12 protein-coding genes are annotated in these 16,464 nt (G+C 68.1%); 6 read left to right on the top strand and 6 right to left on the bottom strand.

The genetic code is table 11. From position 1 onward, the window contains the following. Nucleotides 1-28: 28 nt before the first annotated feature. Together serB and ctaD are read right to left on the bottom strand one after the other, a co-directional pair. Nucleotides 29-1,255, bottom strand: coding sequence for a phosphoserine phosphatase SerB (gene serB, locus MSZK_RS09190; protein WP_199203267.1), 1,227 nt, complete (start codon nucleotides 1,253-1,255; stop codon nucleotides 29-31). A 30-nt stretch (nucleotides 1,256-1,285) separates the two neighbouring features. Continuing rightward, complete coding sequence (gene ctaD, locus MSZK_RS09185) at nucleotides 1,286-3,031, bottom strand: cytochrome c oxidase subunit I (protein ID WP_199203259.1); 1,746 nt, start codon at nucleotides 3,029-3,031, stop codon at nucleotides 1,286-1,288. A gap of 163 nt (nucleotides 3,032-3,194) precedes the next feature. On the opposite strand from ctaD, the gene MSZK_RS09180 reads away from it, so the two are divergent. The 3 genes from MSZK_RS09180 (at nucleotide 3,195) to MSZK_RS09170 (ending at nucleotide 5,794) form a co-directional block, all read left to right on the top strand. Next, complete coding sequence (locus tag MSZK_RS09180) at nucleotides 3,195-4,292, top strand: iron-siderophore ABC transporter substrate-binding protein (RefSeq protein WP_233211194.1); 1,098 nt, start codon at nucleotides 3,195-3,197, stop codon at nucleotides 4,290-4,292. Between the two features lie 52 nt (nucleotides 4,293-4,344). Beyond that, entirely contained in the window at nucleotides 4,345-4,620 is a 276-nt protein-coding gene (locus tag MSZK_RS09175) for a YciI family protein (protein WP_099247080.1), read from the top strand. 124 nt (nucleotides 4,621-4,744) lie between these two features. Beyond that, nucleotides 4,745-5,794 (top strand): NAD(P)-dependent alcohol dehydrogenase, encoded by a 1,050-nt coding sequence (locus MSZK_RS09170; protein ID WP_099247078.1) that lies wholly within the window; start codon nucleotides 4,745-4,747, stop codon nucleotides 5,792-5,794. Here the strand turns inward: MSZK_RS09170 and MSZK_RS09165 are convergent, their stop codons facing one another. Both MSZK_RS09165 and MSZK_RS09160 read right to left on the bottom strand, forming a co-directional pair. Continuing rightward, the gene (locus MSZK_RS09165; protein ID WP_099247076.1) at nucleotides 5,795-6,127 is read right to left on the bottom strand and encodes a DUF3349 domain-containing protein; all 333 of its coding nucleotides are present in this window, start codon (nucleotides 6,125-6,127) and stop codon (nucleotides 5,795-5,797) included. It abuts the gene before it with no gap. A 74-nt stretch (nucleotides 6,128-6,201) separates the two neighbouring features. Further along, the gene (locus MSZK_RS09160) at nucleotides 6,202-7,074 is read right to left on the bottom strand and encodes an alpha/beta fold hydrolase (RefSeq protein ID WP_099247074.1); all 873 of its coding nucleotides are present in this window, start codon (nucleotides 7,072-7,074) and stop codon (nucleotides 6,202-6,204) included. A gap of 129 nt (nucleotides 7,075-7,203) precedes the next feature. On the opposite strand from MSZK_RS09160, the gene MSZK_RS09155 reads away from it, so the two are divergent. The 3 genes from MSZK_RS09155 to MSZK_RS09145 all read left to right on the top strand — a co-directional run bounded on the left by MSZK_RS09155 (nucleotide 7,204) and on the right by MSZK_RS09145 (nucleotide 12,119). Beyond that, the gene (locus tag MSZK_RS09155; RefSeq protein WP_099247072.1) at nucleotides 7,204-8,061 is read left to right on the top strand and encodes an ABC transporter permease; all 858 of its coding nucleotides are present in this window, start codon (nucleotides 7,204-7,206) and stop codon (nucleotides 8,059-8,061) included. Between the two features lie 63 nt (nucleotides 8,062-8,124). Next, on the top strand, nucleotides 8,125-10,755 hold the full coding sequence (locus MSZK_RS09150) for an FAD/NAD(P)-binding protein (RefSeq protein ID WP_099247070.1): 2,631 nt from the start codon (nucleotides 8,125-8,127) through the stop codon (nucleotides 10,753-10,755). A 74-nt stretch (nucleotides 10,756-10,829) separates the two neighbouring features. Next, nucleotides 10,830-12,119, top strand: coding sequence for a PE-PPE domain-containing protein (locus MSZK_RS09145; RefSeq protein WP_233211193.1), 1,290 nt, complete (start codon nucleotides 10,830-10,832; stop codon nucleotides 12,117-12,119). A gap of 19 nt (nucleotides 12,120-12,138) precedes the next feature. Here the strand turns inward: MSZK_RS09145 and MSZK_RS09140 are convergent, their stop codons facing one another. Then, a complete protein-coding gene (locus tag MSZK_RS09140) occupies nucleotides 12,139-15,333 on the bottom strand; it encodes an adenylate/guanylate cyclase domain-containing protein (protein ID WP_233211192.1) in 3,195 nt (1,064 codons plus the stop codon). A 58-nt stretch (nucleotides 15,334-15,391) separates the two neighbouring features. Then, entirely contained in the window at nucleotides 15,392-16,366 is a 975-nt protein-coding gene (gene nrdF / locus MSZK_RS09135) for a class 1b ribonucleoside-diphosphate reductase subunit beta (RefSeq protein WP_099247068.1), read from the bottom strand. Nucleotides 16,367-16,464: the final 98 nt, after the last annotated feature.

Genomic DNA, 16,464 nt, shown 5'->3' with positions numbered 1-16,464 from the left:
TCAGCGGCGGTTTCCGCGCCGAAATCGCTTACTCTGGCGGGATCTCGACCCGGCGCAACGTACCGTCCACGGCGTCGGCCGCCTCGATCTCGGCGCGGGTGATGCCCAGGATGAACAGCACGGTGTCCAGATAGGGATGGCTCAGCGACGCGTCGGCGACCTCGCGCAGCGCGGGCTTGGCGTTGAACGCCACCCCCAGACCGGCGGCGGCCAGCATGTCGATGTCGTTGGCGCCGTCGCCGACCGCCACCGTCTGCTCCATCGGGACCCCGGCCTGGCGGGCGAAGTCGCGCAGCGCCTTGGCTTTTCCGGCGCGGTCGACCACCTCGCCGACCACCCGTCCGGTCAGCTTGCCGTCGACGATCTCGAGTTCGTTGGCCGCGACGAAGTCCAGCATCAGCTCGTGCGCCAGCGGGTCGATGACCTGACGGAATCCGCCGGACACCACACCGCAGTGGAAACCCAAGCGGCGCAAGGTCCGAATCGTGGTACGCGCGCCCGGGGTGAGCTCGATCTGGTCGGCCACCTCGTCGAGCACCTCGGCGGGCAGGCCGGCCAGGGTGGCCACCCGGCGGTGCAGGGACTCGGCGAAGTCCAGTTCGCCGCGCATGGCCGCCTCGGTGATCGCCGCGACTGCCTCGCCGGCGCCGGCGTGGGCGGCCAGCATCTCGATGACCTCGCCCTGGATCAGCGTCGAGTCGACGTCGAACACGATCAGCCGCTTGGCCCGGCGCTCCAGACTGTAGTTCTCCACGGCGATGTCCAGCCCCTGCTCGGAGGCCACCCGAGCCAACACCGTGCGCAGTTCGGCACCGACGCCGACGGGCACCGACACCCGCAGCTCCAGGCCGGTCACCGGGTAGTCCGAAACCCCGCGGATGAAGTCGATGTTGACCCCGAGTGCCGCGGCCCCACGGGCCACCACCCCGAACGCCGCCGCCGTGATCGGCCGGCCGAGCACCACGATGGTGTGGGTGGACGGCTCGCGGATGATCGGCAGGTCGTCACTGCGTTCGATCGTGACGTCGAGCCCGACCCGGTGGATCGCATCGGTGACGTCGTCGCGCAACCGGATGCCGTCGGCCACCTCGGCGCGGCCGGAAACCAGCACCCCGAGCGTCAGGCGCCCCCGGATCACCACCTGCTCGACGTTGAGCAGGTCCACTTCGTGGCGGGCCAGCACTTCGAAGAGTGCCGACGTCACGCCAGGCTGATCGACACCGGTGACGGTGATCAGCACCGACACCTTGGACATGGTCATACCTGGACGGGTGTATATCCCGGGCTAGGTGCGGACGTGCTCGTCGTCGAGGCGGGTGACGTCGCCGTCGTCCGGCCCGTGCGCGCGCCCGACGTGGGCCTCGGCCCGCATCCGCTCGATCATGTGCGGGTAGTGCAGCTCGAACGCCGGCCGCTCCGAACGGATCCGGGGCAGCTCGGTGAAGTTGTGCCGCGGCGGCGGGCAGGAGGTCGCCCACTCCAGCGAGTTGCCGTAGCCCCACGGGTCGTCGACCGTGACGACCTCGCCGTAACGCCAGCTCTTGAAGACGTTCCAGACGAACGGCAGAACCGACACACCGAGGATGAACGCACCGATGGTCGAGACAATGTTCAGGGTCTCGAAGCCGTCCGACGGCAGGTAGTCGGCGTAGCGGCGCGGCATGCCCTCGTCACCCAGCCAGTGCTGCACCAGGAACGTGGTGTGGAAGCCGATGAACGTCAGCCAGAAGTGCAACTTGCCCAGCCGCTCGTCGAGCAGGCGTCCGGTCATCTTCGGGAACCAGAAGTAGATTCCGGCGTAGGTGGCGAACACGATCGTGCCGAACAGCACGTAGTGGAAGTGCGCGATCACGAAGTAGCTGTCGCTGACGTGGAAGTCGATCGGCGGGCTGGCCAGCAGCACGCCCGACAGGCCACCGAGCAGGAAGGTCACCAGGAAGCCGATGGAGAACAGCATCGGCGTCTCGAACGTGAGCCGGCCCTTCCACATCGTGCCGATCCAGTTGAAGAACTTGATCCCGGTGGGCACCGCGATCAGGAACGTCATGAAGCTGAAGAACGGCAGCAGCACCGCACCGGTGACGTACATGTGGTGCGCCCACACCGCCACCGACAGCGCCGCGATGCTGATCGTGGCGTAGATCAGGGTGGTGTAGCCGAAGATCGGCTTGCGGGAGAACACCGGGAAGATCTCCGAGACGATGCCGAAGAACGGCAGCGCGATGATGTAGACCTCAGGGTGCCCGAAGAACCAGAACAGGTGCTGGAACAGCATGGTGCCGCCGTTGGCGGGGTCGTAGATGTGCGCCCCGAGGTGACGGTCGGCGGCCAGGCCGAACAGAGCCGCGGTCAGCAGCGGGAAGGCCACCAGCACCAGGATCGACGTGACGAAGATGTTCCAGGTGAAGATCGGCATCCGGAACATGGTCATGCCGGGAGCACGCATGCAGACCACGGTGGTGATCATGTTGACCGCGCCGAGAATGGTGCCCAGACCACCGACGGCCAGGCCCAGGATCCACAGGTCACCACCGGCGCCGGGGCTGTGCATGGCGTCCGAGAGCGGCGTGTAGGCAGTCCAGCCGAAGTCGGCCGCACCACCGGGGGTGATGAACCCGCCGAGGGCGATCAGCGCACCGAACACGAACAGCCAGAACGAGAGCGCGTTGAGCCGGGGGAAGGCCACGTCGGGCGCGCCGATCTGCAGCGGCAGCACCAGGTTGGCGAACCCGAACACGATCGGCGTCGCGTAGAACAGCAGCATCGCCGTGCCGTGCATGGTGAACAGCTGGTTGTACTGCTCGTTGGACAGGAACTGCAGGCCGGGCACGGCCAGCTCGGCGCGGATGAACAGCGCCATCAATCCGCCGAGGAAGAAGAAGATGAAGCAGGCAACGCAGTACATGATGCCGATCAGCTTGTGATCGGTCGTCGTGATCATCTTGTAGATCAGGTTGCCCTTCGGGCCCATCCGTGCAGGCATGGGCCGAGTGGCCTCGAGTTCTCCCCGTGAAGGCACAACGGCAGTCAACAGTCCTCCAAAATCAGTTAGCACACCCGAGAACGTGTAGTTGATCCTAGCCGCCCGTCGTCGCCGATGGGGTGTGGGTCCTACATTCTGTCGTATTCGGCACCGCGACGCCTTCGGCCGCAGCTCAGCGGCACTGCCACGGTCGGGTGTTACCGTCGGCGTCGTGGTGATCGGCGGTAAGCGTGCGGGTGTCGTGATGGCCGCCGGCGCGGTGCTCGCGGCGGTCGCCATGACGGTTGTCAGCGGGTGCTCCGGTTCATCGAGCAGCCCGGCCCCGGCTGCCACCCGGACACCGGTCACCAGCACCACCAAGATCGCCAGCGCCGGCGTGCTGGGCAATCAGCGCCGGCCCGACGAGTCGTGTGCCCCCGACCCGGCCCGGCTCGACCCGGCACCACCCGCGCCGGTCCGGCACGCCGCCGGGGAGACCGCGGTGGTCGCCGACCCGCAGCGGATCGTGGTGCTGGCCGGCGACGAGCTCGACGCGCTGTGCGCGCTGGGGCTGCAGACCCGGATCGTGGCCGCCGCAATGCCCGATGGCTCCACCGGCCAGCCGTCGTATCTGGGCACCGTCATCCACAATCTGCCCGGCGCCGGCACCCGCAGCGCACCCGACCTGGCCGCGATCGCTGCGGCCAAACCAGACCTCATCCTCGGTTCGCAGGAGCTGACCCCCCAGTCTTACCCGGCGCTGTCGGCCATCGCCCCCACGGTGTTCACCGACGCCCCCGGCGCTGGATGGCAGGACAACCTGCGCACGATCGGCGCCGCCACCGGGCGCGGTGAGGCCACCGCCGCTCTGCTGGCTGATTTCACCGAACAGGCCCGGCAGAAGGGCATCGCCAACGACGCCGCGCACTTCCAGGCGTCGATCGTGCAGTTCACCGACACCACGATGCGGGTCTACGGAGCCGCCAACTTCCCGGCGTCGGTGCTGGCCGATGTCGGCGTGGATCGCCCTGCGGCACAACGGTTCACCGACAAGCCCTACATCGAGATCGGCATCTCCGACGCCGACCTGGACCGGTCGCCGGACCTGTCGGCCGCCGACGGCGACATCGTGTACCTGTCGTTCGCGTCGCCGGCGGCCAAGGATCGCGCCGCGGCCGTGCTCGACAGCGGGCCATGGCGCAAGCTGTCGGCCAACCGCGACAACCGGGTCTTCGTCGTCAACAACGAGGTGTGGCAGACCGGCCAGGGCCTGGTGGCCGCCCGCGGCATTCTCGACGACCTGCGCTGGCTCAACGCCCCGATCAACTAGGTCGAGATTGCCGCACCGCCGGTGCCGGACAGCCCGTGTACCGTCACGCCTTGTGTTCCATGTGCTGACCATCACCTACGAGAAGCCACTCGACGTCGTCGACCAGACTCGGCCCGCCCACCTGGCCTGGCTGAACGAGGAGGTCGCCGCCGGGCGTCTGCTGCTGGCTGGGCGCCAGGACGACGGATCCGGTGGGGTGCTGATCACCGCCGACATCAGCGTCGAGGACGCCGAGGACATGACCCGGCGCGACCCGTACACGCTGGCCGGGGTGGTCAGCTATCAGCGGCTGTCCTTCAACGGCGGAATCCGCGCGCCCGGGTTATAAATCTCTCACGCGGGATTAGGCACCCACCGCCCCGGGTTATTCCTGTTGGTCGCAGCGTCGCGACACCTAACTTTTGTCGACTGAGTCGATCAGTGCTGCCTGAAACGCCAACACGAGGACAACGATGAGCACAGTTTCCGCATACGCCGCCACATCCGCCACGGATCCGCTGGCCAAGACCACCATCACCCGCCGCGACGTGGGCCCGCACGATGTCCGGTTCGACATCCATTTCGCGGGCATCTGCCACTCCGACATCCACACCGTGAAAGCCGAATGGGGACAGCCGAATTACCCCGTCGTACCCGGCCACGAGATCGCCGGCGTGGTCACCGAGGTCGGCAGCGAGGTCACCAAATACCAGGTGGGCGACCGCGTCGGCGTCGGCTGTTTCGTCGATTCCTGCCGCGAGTGTGACAACTGCAAGGCCGGCCTGGAGCAGTACTGCACCGGCACCGGGATGGTCGGTACCTACAACGCCGTCGGACGCGACGGCGCGCCCACCTACGGCGGCTACAGCGGCGAGATCGTGGTCGACGAGAACTACGTCCTGCGCATCCCCGAGGGTGTCGGCCTCGACGCCGCGGCTCCGCTGCTGTGCGCGGGCATCACGCTGTATTCACCGCTTCGGCACTGGAACGCGGGCCCCGGCAAGAAGGTCGCCGTCATCGGCCTGGGCGGCCTCGGCCACATGGGTGTCAAGCTCGCCCATGCGATGGGCGCCGAGGTGACCGTGCTGAGTCAATCGCTGAAGAAGATGGAAGACGGCCTGCGCCTGGGCGCCGACGCCTACTACGCCACCAGCGATCCCGCCACCTTCAAGACGCTGTCCGGCCAGTTCGACCTGATCCTGAACACGGTGTCGGCGAACCTGGACATGGGCAAGTACCTGGGCCTGCTGGCCGTCGACGGCACGCTGGTCGAACTCGGCATCCCCGAGAAGCCGATGGCCGTGCCGGTGTTCCCGCTGGCAGGCGGGCGTCGCAGCCTGTCCGGTTCGATGATCGGCGGTATCGCCGAAACCCAGGAGATGCTGGACTTCTGCGCCGAGCACGGCGTCGCCCCGGAGATCGAGATCATCGAGCCGGAGTACATCAACGAGGCCTACGAACGGGTGCTGGCCAGCGACGTGCGCTACCGCTTCGTGATCAACACCGAATCGCTGCGCGGCTGATCAGTCGCTGACCGCGTCCTCGTCGACGCCGGCCAGCGGCCACCCGGCGGCGGCCAGCGTCGCCGCCACCCGCTTGACGTTCTCCGGGCCGGCGTCGTGGTGGATATGGTCGGCGATGAAGTGCTCGATCTCGTCGCGGTCGATCTCGTGGCCGGCGGGTGCCTGCGACTCCTGCGCCGAGATCTCGCGCACGATCTCCTTGATCTCGTCCTCACTGAGCGGGGTGTTGCGCAGCAGTGCCAGCAGCGGCACCCGGTCGGGCCCCGGCACCCCGTGCGGATAGCCGCCGCGCAGCCAATCGAGGACCCTGTGGAAAAGCGATGCTCCGGTCACGCTGAACAGTGTCGTGCGCGGCGGCGGGCCGCGCCAGCACCGGTGGGACAGTTCGCCGCCGGTTCACACCCCGTTCACCCGTCGTCCGGGCACCTGGCCAGGAACTCCACCACGGCCTGCGCGAAGACGTCGTTGCGGTCACCGGCGACCATGTGCCCGGCCCCCGCGACGTCGACGAACTCGATCTGCGGGAACCGGTCCAGGAAATGCTCGGCCCGTTCCGCGGTGACCAGGTCGCTCATCTGGCCGCGGACCAGCAGCATCGGCACTCCGGCGGCCAGGATCGACTCGACCGCGGCGTTGATCCGGTCCACTTCGGTCACCTCGATGGGCGGGCTGGCGGCCGTGCCGTCGATGAACTTGGGATCCCAGTGCCAATACCAGCGGCCGTCGCGCAGGCGCAGGTTCGCGCGCAGCCCGTCGAGGTCGCTGGGCCTGCGCCGATTGGGGTTGTACTCCGCGATCATGTCGGCGACCTCGTCGAGCGAGGCGAAACCCGACTCCATGCGCTCGTACATGAAGCGGTGGATGCGCGACGCCCCGGACGGATCCATGTCGGGCACGATGTCGACCAGCACGAGCGCCCGCAACGCCGCCGGTGCCAGCTCGCCGGCGAGCAGCATCGCGGTGAACCCGCCCAGGGACGCGCCGACGAGTACCGGTCGCGGGGGCAGGTGGCGCAGCAGTTCCAGGACGTCGCCGGCGAAGCTGACCACCCGGTAGTCGCCTTCGGCCGACCAGTCCGACTCGCCGTGGCCGCGCAGGTCGACGGTGATCGCCTGCCAGCCCCGTTCGGCCACCGCGGCGGCGGCCCGCCCCCACGAGCGCCGGGTCTGCCCACCGCCATGGAGGAAGACGACGGATGGGGCGGCCGGATCGCCCAGCCGGTCGGCGGCGATGCGCACCCCGTCCACGCCGAGCGCGGTGAACGGTTCGGGTGTTCTCACGTACCCAGCATCCGCGATCTGGCCGCCGGCACAAGCACCGGTCCCACCCGAATGAGCCCTTAGACGCTGATAGCCGGGACGAACGGCCCTACAGGGCGCCCGGCCGGTCGCGGACCTTGATGAGGTGCGATGGAGACCTCTGTGACCCACCGGGCCCTGTTTCCGCGGGCGACCCGCGCGGCGGAACGGCCGTGGTATGTGCTGGGCCGGATCGGCGATCAGGCGTTGTTCTACGCCAAGGCGATCGCAGGCATCCCGACGGCGGTGCGCTACTACCGCAGTGAGATCGTCCGGTTGATCGCTGAGATCAGCATGGGCGCAGGGGTTTTGGCGATGATCGGGGGCACTCTGGTGGTCGTCGGGTTTCTCACCGTGGCCACCGGCGGCACGTTGGCGGTGCAGGGTTACAGCTCGTTGGGCAACATCGGTATCGAAGCGCTCACCGGGTTCCTCGCTGCGTTCATCAATGTCCGGATCTCGGCACCCGTGGTCGCCGGTATCGGGCTGGCCGCGACCTTCGGGGCCGGGGTGACCGCCCAACTCGGCGCGATGCGGGTCAACCAGGAGATCGACGCGCTGGAGGCCATGGCGATCCGGCCGATGGCGTTTCTGGTGAGCACCAGAATCGTCGCCGGGATGATGTCGATCGCCCCGTTGTACGCCGTGGCGGTCATCCTGTCGTTCCTGGCCAGCCGGTTCACCACGGTCGCTCTGCTGGGCCAGTCGGCGGGGCTCTACGACCACTACTTCTCGACGTTTCTGAGCCCGATGGACCTGCTCTGGTCGTTCGTCCAGGCCATCCTGATGGCCTTGGCAATCCTGTTGATCCACACCTACTTCGGCTACTTCGCATCGGGCGGGCCGTCGGGTGTCGGTGTCGCGACCGGCGATGCGGTGCGCACCTCCCTGGTGGTCGTGGTGTCGGTGACTTTGCTGATCTCGCTGGCGATCTACGGCAGCGGCGGACGGTTCAACCTTGCCGGATGACACCCGGCGCGATCGGGATTTCCCGGCAGGCGCACCACGTGCCGGCGCTACCATCCCTGCGTGATGCGAGTCGCCATTGTCGGTGGTGGAGCCGCGGGTGTGCTCGCGGCCGCTCACCTGCGCCGGGTCACGCCGCAGGCACAGATCACGCTGATCGACGCCTCCGGCAATCCCGGTACGGGTGCGGCCTACGGCACCAGCGACCCCACCCATTTGTTGAACGTTCCCGCCGCGCGGATGTCGGCGTGGCCCGACGATCCCGACCACTTCGCCCGTTGGCTCGACGAGCGGGCCGTGCCGACGTTCGAGGGTTTCGCACCCCGGCTCGCGTACGGCCGGTATCTGCGCGAACAGCTGACTGCTGCCGATGTGCGGATCGAGAAGGCCGCAGTCGTCGGCGTGGTGCCGGGGACTCCGACGCACGTGAAACTGGACGACGGACGGTCGGTGTGGGCCGATACCGTCATCCTCGCGGCCGGCCGCCCCGATGGCGGCATGCCCGATTCCCTGGACCGCGCGTTCGCGCCGGTGCTGGCCGCCGACACCGACGGCAAGGTCGTGGTCGATCCGTGGGCACCGGGCGCGCTGGCCGCGCTGGGTGCACGCCGGCCGGCGAACGTCCTGGTGATCGGATCGGGACTGACCGGTGTCGACGTCGCGCTGCATCTGATCGCACGTGGTGCCACCGTGACGCTGTTGTCGCGCAACGGCGCTCTGCCGCACCGGTTCCGCTACACCGGCACCCCGGCCGACATTCCGCACCTGCAGGCGCTGGGGGCCGACGTCACTCTCGAGCAGCTGCGCGTAGCGCTGGGCGCGGATCTGGCCCAGGCCCGCGAATCCGGCCTGGACTGGCGGCAGGTCATCGATGCGATCCGGCCGCACACCGCACGTCTGTGGCGCGCGCTGGGCTGGGAGGATCAGCGCCGGTTCCTGCGTGAGGATCTGCGCCAGTGGGAGATCCTGCGCCACCGCATGCCGCCGACCGTCGCCGACGCGATCGCCGCGGCGATCGAGAGCGGCCGGCTGACCGTCGAAGCGGGCGAGGTCGCCGACGTCACGCTGCGCGACGACGGAGTCGAACTCGTCGTCACGACCAGCGATCAGTCGGTGCGCCGGCGCGGTGACGCGGTGGTCGTCGCCACCGGAACCGCGTGGGATCGGCGATCGTTGCAGCGTTCCCCGTTGTGGGCCAACCTGTTGGCCGCCGGGCTGGCGTCACCGCATCCGTGCGGTATCGGGGTGCGTCTCGACGGCGAGGGACGCTTGATCGACGACACCGGCGCCACAGTTGCGGGCATCGTGTGTCTCGGGTCGATCCGCCAGGGTGAGGAGTGGGAGACCACGGCCATTCCCGAAATCCGCACGCAGGCCGCGGCTGTCGCGAGGTTGGTCGCCGACGACACCCGTGATCATCCTGTGCGGGCGCCCAGGCCGGTGCCCGCCGCCACGCAGTCGACCGGGGCCGACGCCGCCTACGCCGAAGGGGTGCGACGGCTGCTCGCCGTCCAGGACGGCGCGTCGGTCGCCTTCGCCGCTGCCGTCGCCGAGGACCCGAACCATGCGCGCGCCCATGTCGCGCTGGCGATGATCGCGATGGAGCGCCCGGACCGCGCCGGCGGGCCGGACGCGGTCGGCGGACATCTCGCGCGAGCGCGCGCCGCGCTGGCCCACGGTAGCGAGGAGGACCGCAGTCACGTCGAGGCCATCGCGACCTGGTGCGAGAACGGCAATGCGGCGGGCACGCAAGCCCTCATCGCGCATCTGGACCGCGCACCCGACGACGCGGTCGCGCTGCTGGTGCTCGCCCCCTCGATCGCATTCGCCGGTGCCGGCGACGCACTGCCCGACGCCTGGCAATACGTCGAAAAGTTCACCGGTGTGCACGGCGAAGCGCCGTGGTATCTGGGCCTGCGCGCCTACGGCCGCACCGAACAGGGCCTCTGGTATGACGCTGCCGATCTGGCCGACGCCGCGCTGGAATTGGATCCGGGCAACGGCAATGCGGCGCATGCCCTTTCCCATGTGCATTACGAAACCGACGCTCACGGAGCGGGTTTGAAGTGGTTGTCCGACTGGATCCCGAGCGACGGCAGCACACAGCGTTACCTGCCGCACTTCCAATGGCACGCCGCACTGCACGAGTTGGCGATGGGTGACGCCGCCGCCGCGGCGCGGCGGTACGCGGCGTTCCTGGCTCCCCCGCACTCCCGGGATGTGCGCGCTCTGGTCGATGCCGGTTCGCTGGCGTGGCGGGCCCGCCTGCATCCGGACTGGGTCACCCCACCCGACCCGATGCCGGTGCTCGCCGAGGCCGGCTCACTGGCCTACCGGCCGCAGACGGCGTTCATCGCGTTCCACGCGCTGCTGCTGCTGGCCGCGGCCAACGATCCGGCGGCGATCCGCGCGGTCAGTGTTCCGGGCGCGACCGAAGCGCAGGCCAACACCTTGCATCTCATCGGCGAGGGCCTCATCGCCCTGGTGAACGGCGAACCCCGCGCCGCGCTGGACTATCTGCTCGAATCGCTGCCGGGCCTGCCGTCGATCGGCGGCAGCCGAGTTCAGCAGGAAGTGATCCTGGAAACCGCGTTGGCCGCCATGCTCCAACTCGGTGCGCCCGGTCAGGCCGGCCGGCTGTTGTCGCGGCACCGCTCGTCCCCCGGGCCCCAGGTGACCCGCGGCGCGGTGAACTGAGTTCGGTAGTGCACTACTGACGTTGCCCACGCCGCCGGCGGTGACGATGGTCCCCAGACACAGGGGGCAGCACCATGAACATCGCACGACAGCTGAGTTTGTCGATCGGCAGCGCCGTCATGGCGGTGGCCACCACGGTGATCCCCGCGGCGGCCGCCGATGAACCGGACCGAACCGCGCTGATCGTATGCGGGACCACCTGCCCGACGCCCGATGCGACCTTCATCGACGTCGTCAAGAACCAGTACATCGCGCCGACCCACCCCGGCGAAGACATCGCCTACGTCCCGGTGACGACGCCGCAGCAAATGTGGCCGGTGACCGGGATCATGCGTCTCATCGGGCTCGCGCTCGGGGACCCGCGGTTGTTCGGGTTCGGCGGCCCGGCATGGCCGGACGAGTCAGTGTGGAAGCTCTCGGGACTGTTCGACCTGACCGCAAATCAGTCCCTGCAGGCCGGAGCCGCCGATCTGGAGGCGGCAATCACCGCGCGGGGCACCGACCCTCTGGTGATCTACGGCCTGTCGCAGGGCGCGGGTGTGGCCAATGTGGTGAAAAAGCGGCTCGCCGAGCGGTATCCAGTCGGCACCATCGCCCCCGACATCCAGTTCGTCCTCAGCGGTGATCCCAATCTGCCCAATGGCGGCTTGATGTCCCGGTTCGGCGGCGCCTACATTCCGATCCTCGATTTTCCGTTCAACGGCGCCGCGGCAACCGACACTCCGTTCACCACGATCGAGATCAACCGGCAATACGACGGGTTCACCGATTTCCCGCTGTATCCGCTCAATCTCGTCGCCACCGCCAACGCAGTGCTGGGCATCTTGTACCTGCACACCAACTTCTTCGATGTCAGTCTGCCGCCCGACCCGACGACATCGTCGGCCTATCAGGGCACCCACGGCGACACCAGCTACTACTTCTTCGCGACCGAGAACCTGCCCCTGTTCAACCCGTTGCGTTCACTGGGTGTGCCCGAGGCGATGATCGACGTGGTCGAACCGTTCTTCCGGGTGATCGTCGAAGCGGGCTACGACCGCAGCATCAAGCCCTGGGAAACCACACCGGCGCGGCTGATCCCGGCGATCACCCCGCAGAAGTTCGCCGCTGACCTCGCCGACGCGATCGACACCGGAATGGACAACGCCCGGGCCGCGCTGCGCACACCACCACGATCGGCGAATCCGCTTCGGGCGCAATCCACTTCGCATGCGGTGGCCCGGCCGAAACCCCGCAGCGCAATGCCCGCCAAAGCGGTCACGGCAGCGAGTGGGCCCAGCCGTCCTGCCCCGCGAACCCAAGCGACACCGGCATCACACGATAGCGATCGCGATGGTCGCGGTGCGTCGGCCCGTCACCGCTGACACCGGCCACCAGAGCCGGTCACGGCATTGCGACGGCCCAGGTCAGGTGCTCCTCGAAGCCGAGGTTCGCGGCCAAGTCGGCGTAGCGGTCCCGATGGCCGCGATACCCGATGGTGTCACCCCGTCGCCGAGCCAGCAGTGCACGCAGCTTCACCAGGGCCACCTCAAGCACCGCCGATCCGGTGTCGGCGCACAGCGTGCCCAGCCAGTCCACCGCCGCTTCGGCCTCGGTCAGATCACCCGCACCGTCTCGCTGCAGCAGCATCTCCGCCAGGACGCCGGTGCCCCAGAACCCGTAGAACAGGTTTCCGGTTTCCCGCAGCTCGTCGACGGCTCGGCGGACCGCCTGGAGTGCGGCGTCCGGGTCGCCGTGGCTGGCCGCTTCCCGAGCGATCCACACATCGGTGACCGGGATGAGGAAATGTGCCCGTTTGGCCAGCCATATCTCGCGAGCCCGCCGCACCAGGTCCAGCCCCCGGCGCCGGTCGATCGGATCGTCCTGATTCAGCAGAGCCACGGCCAGCGTGTAGGTGGTCAAGTCCAGCGCGCGATCGTTGCCGGCCTCCTGGGCAGTCTGCAGCGCAGCTTCACTCGCACCGATGATGGCGTCGTCGGCGCGCAGCACCCCGTAGTGCATCGCGAAGCCGTAAGACCAGGCGATCACTGCGGCGAGGGTATCCGGGGTGCTCATGCGAGCCGTGGCCACGGCCGTATGGAGATCGTCACGCCATCCGGGGCGGCCCAACCACCACCGCGCGGTGCCGCGCCAGGCCAACGCGCCCGCCAGCGGTGACCCCACCCCGAAGCCGGCGCCTTTGTCGGGGTCGCCACCGGCCAGGTCGACGATCTTCTGCGACCAGCGCAGGATCTCGCCGAATTCGGCAACCCTGAGCCAGTTGACGAACGCCAGCAATGACAGCCCCATGGCCGGGGTCGGGTCGGCGATGGACTCCAGTAACGCCATCTGCTGGGTGGATACCCGGGCGGCCTCACGGACCCGCCCCGCAAAGCACAGCTCAGTGGACAGCGCGCTCATGCCGATCGCCAGCGAGACGGTGTCGCCGGCCGCGTTGCACAACTGTTGCAACTCCGCGAAGCGGGCTTTTCCTTCTGCGGCTTCCCGGGCTTGACTGTCGGTCGCGCACAGCATGGTTCGCGGGGCAATACGCATGGACAGCTGCTCGGGATCGTCCTCAGGCAACACGTCGGCGATCCGCCGGGCCCGCTGCCAGCTGGTGCGGGCCGCGCCGATGTCGCGGTTGGTCGACCATGTTGCGGCGCGCATGTGCCACCTGTACGCCGCGGTGAGGTCGCCGGCCGCTTCCAGGTGTTCGGCAATCAGCGCGGCGTTCTCGTCGCCCTGCGGTGCGCAGCGTTCCATAGTGGCGGCCAGCCGCCGATGCCACCCCGCGCGATCCGATTTCAGTTGGGAGTCGTAGGCGACGGCGTGGATCAGCGGGTGGTGAAAGGCGAACTCGGCGTACGGGTTGGCCCGCACCTGGTCGATCAGTTCGGCAGCGAGAAGCTCGTCGTACACGGGATCGATGCCGAGCTGCGCCAGCAGGCCGGCCCCGAACCTCGCACCGATCACCGAGGCGGCATTCAGGGTCTGCCGGCCGGGCGGGCTGAGCCGGTCGATACGCGCCGCGATGGCCGCCTGCACCGTGACCGGCACGCTCACCTCGGCGACATCCGCGGCACATCGATAGTCACCCGGGGCGCCGGTCAGCACACCGCGTTGGACGAACTCGCGCACGATCTCCTCGGCGAAGAACGGGTTGCCCGCGGCCCGCTCGACGATGATCGACGCCAGCTCACCGATGGACGGATCGGCCCCCAGAACCTCGGCCAGTAGTGCGGCGATGTCCGAATCCACCAGCAGCTCAAGCTCTATGGTCTGGCTTCCGGGTACCCGGGACAGCGCGGAACGGTATTCCGGGCGGTAGGTGATCAGGACCATCGACGCGGTGCGCGGGATCACCGCGAGGAAGTCGGCCAGCAAGGACTCGCTGACCGGATCGATCCAGTGGGCATCCTCGATGATGAACAGCGCAGGCGCGTCGCGGGCGAGCGCTCTGCTGTTGACCAGGTCGGTCAGCCGGCGCCGCCGGGTATCCGAATCCATTTGAGGCAGAGGCACGTTCGCGTCGGCAATGCCGAGGAGATCATCGAGCAGCAGCAAGTCCCGCGGATCGGCAGCGGGCATGCTGGTCCGCAATCGCTCGCGCGCGGCGACGCCGCCGAGGTCGGCCACCCCCGCGACATCCCGCAACAGCCGAGTCACGGCGTGGAACGGGACGTCGCGGGCGTGTGATTCGCAAAAGCCCCAGAACACCTCGGCTCCGCGCGCCACGGCGCGGGCGGCGGCCTCGCGCGCTGCCCGGCTCTTTCCGACGCCCGGGGCACCGACGATGCCGACCACCCCACCACGGCCATCGACGGCGCGCGCCACGGCAGTGTCGAGGGTGTTCATCTCGTGGTGTCGCCCGACCAATGTGGTCTCGGCGATCCCGAGCCGGCTGCGCCTGGGACCGATGCCGGTCAGCCGCCGTGCGCATACCGGGTCCTCGAAGCCTTTGATGCGCACCCATTCCGGTGCGGCCATCGTCACCCGCTCCCCCACCAGCGCCGCGGTCGACTCGGACAGCATCACGCCGCCCGAGGCCGCCACCGACTCCATCCGCTGCGCAAGCCCGACCGTTTCACCGGTCGCCCGATATCCCGCCGACCCGACATCCCCGGCGATCACCCGGCCCGAGTTCAGCCCCACCCGCAGCGACAGCTCCACCTTGTCGGCTTGGCGCACCTCACCGGCCAGCCGAGCGGCTTCCTGCTGAATCGCCAGCGCCGCTAGACAAGCGCGAAAAGCATGGTCTTCCAACGCAACCGGTGCGCCGAAGATCGCCATCACCCCGTCGCCGGTGTACTCCACCGTGCCACCGAAACGCCGCGCCACCGACGCCGACCGCTCCACCAGCTCGGTCATGATCTCGCGCAACCGCTCGATGTCCACCGACGCCGCGATCTGCATCGACCGCACCACATCGGCGAACAGCACCGTCACCTGCTTGTACTCGGCCGACCGGCCGGCCGAGGCCACAGCCGCGCCGCACTGGTGACAGAACCGCGAGTTCAGCGGCAGCCGGACACCACAGGATCCACACGACACCGCAGCCACCGACTGCGCATCGCGACCGTCCCCGAAGCCGCCCACGGCACCATCGTGTCATCGCCGCCCGGCGATGTCCGCGATATTCTGCAGCCTCAGATCGCTAGAAGTTCCAGTCCTCGTCCTCGGTGACCACGGCCTTGCCGATCACGTAGGACGAGCCCGATCCGGAGAAGAAGTCGTGGTTCTCGTCGGCGTTCGGCGAAAGTGCGGACAGGATCGCCGGATTGACGTCGGTCTCGTCGCGCGGGAACAGTGCCTCGAAGCCCATGTTCATCAGCGCCTTGTTGGCGTTGTAGCGCAGGTACTTCTTGACGTCCTCGGTCAGTCCGACCGAATCGTAGAGATCCTGGGTGTACTCGATCTCGTTCTCGTACAACGCGTACAGCAGTTCGTAGGCGTAGTCCTTGAGGTCCTGCTTGCGCTCGTCGGTCTGCGCCGCGTAGCCCTTCTGGAACTTGTAGCCGATGTAATAGGCGTGCACGGCCTCGTCGCGGATGATCAGCCGGATCAGGTCGGCGGTGTTGGTCAGCTTGGCCCGGCTCGACCAGTACATCGGCAGGTAGAAGCCGGAGTAGAACAGGAACGCCTCCAGGAACACCGAGGCGATCTTGCGCTTGAGCGGGTCGTCGCCGCGGTAGTAGTCGAGGATGATCTGCGCCTTGCGCTGCAGATTGACGTTCTCCTCCGACCAGCGGAAGGCTTCGTCGATCTCGGTCGTCGAGCACAGCGTCGAGAAGATGGAGCTGTAGCTCTTGGCGTGCACCGACTCCATGAACGTGATGTTGGTCAGCACCGCTTCTTCATGCGGGGTGAGCGCGTCCGGGATCATGCTGACCGAGCCGACCGTGCTCTGGATGGTGTCCAGCAACGTCAGGCCGGTGAACACCCGCATGGTGAGCTGCTTCTCGTCGGCAGTCAGCGTGTTCCACGACGGCATGTCGTTGGACAGCGGCACCTTCTCGGGCAGCCAGAAGTTACCGGTCAAGCGATCCCAGACTTCCGCGTCCTTCTCGTCAATGACACGGTTCCAGTTGATCGCCGTCGCCCGGTCGATCAGCTTCGTTCCATCGCTCACCGAAACCCCACTTCACCACGCTGTTTGCCCCGTTTCCGGCTGACGCCCCAAACACTACCCCTGGGGTCGGACAACACGCCGCAACACAACAACTTGTG

Origin of the sequence: Mycobacterium sp. shizuoka-1 (assembly GCF_002723835.1) — a bacterium.
In the GTDB taxonomy this organism is placed as follows: Bacteria; Actinomycetota; Actinomycetes; order Mycobacteriales; family Mycobacteriaceae; genus Mycobacterium.
This window is presented reverse-complemented; position numbering and strand designations above follow the sequence as displayed.

Coding starts and splice junctions, on each gene's coding strand:
- serB (WP_199203267.1), bottom strand. CDS start 1,255: ATGTCCAAGGTGTCGGTGCTGATCACCGTCACCGGTGTCGATCAGCCT.
- MSZK_RS09170 (WP_099247078.1), top strand. CDS start 4,745: ATGAGCACAGTTTCCGCATACGCCGCCACATCCGCCACGGATCCGCTG.
- MSZK_RS09155 (WP_099247072.1), top strand. CDS start 7,204: ATGGAGACCTCTGTGACCCACCGGGCCCTGTTTCCGCGGGCGACCCGC.
- MSZK_RS09150 (WP_099247070.1), top strand. CDS start 8,125: ATGCGAGTCGCCATTGTCGGTGGTGGAGCCGCGGGTGTGCTCGCGGCC.
- MSZK_RS09145 (WP_233211193.1), top strand. CDS start 10,830: ATGAACATCGCACGACAGCTGAGTTTGTCGATCGGCAGCGCCGTCATG.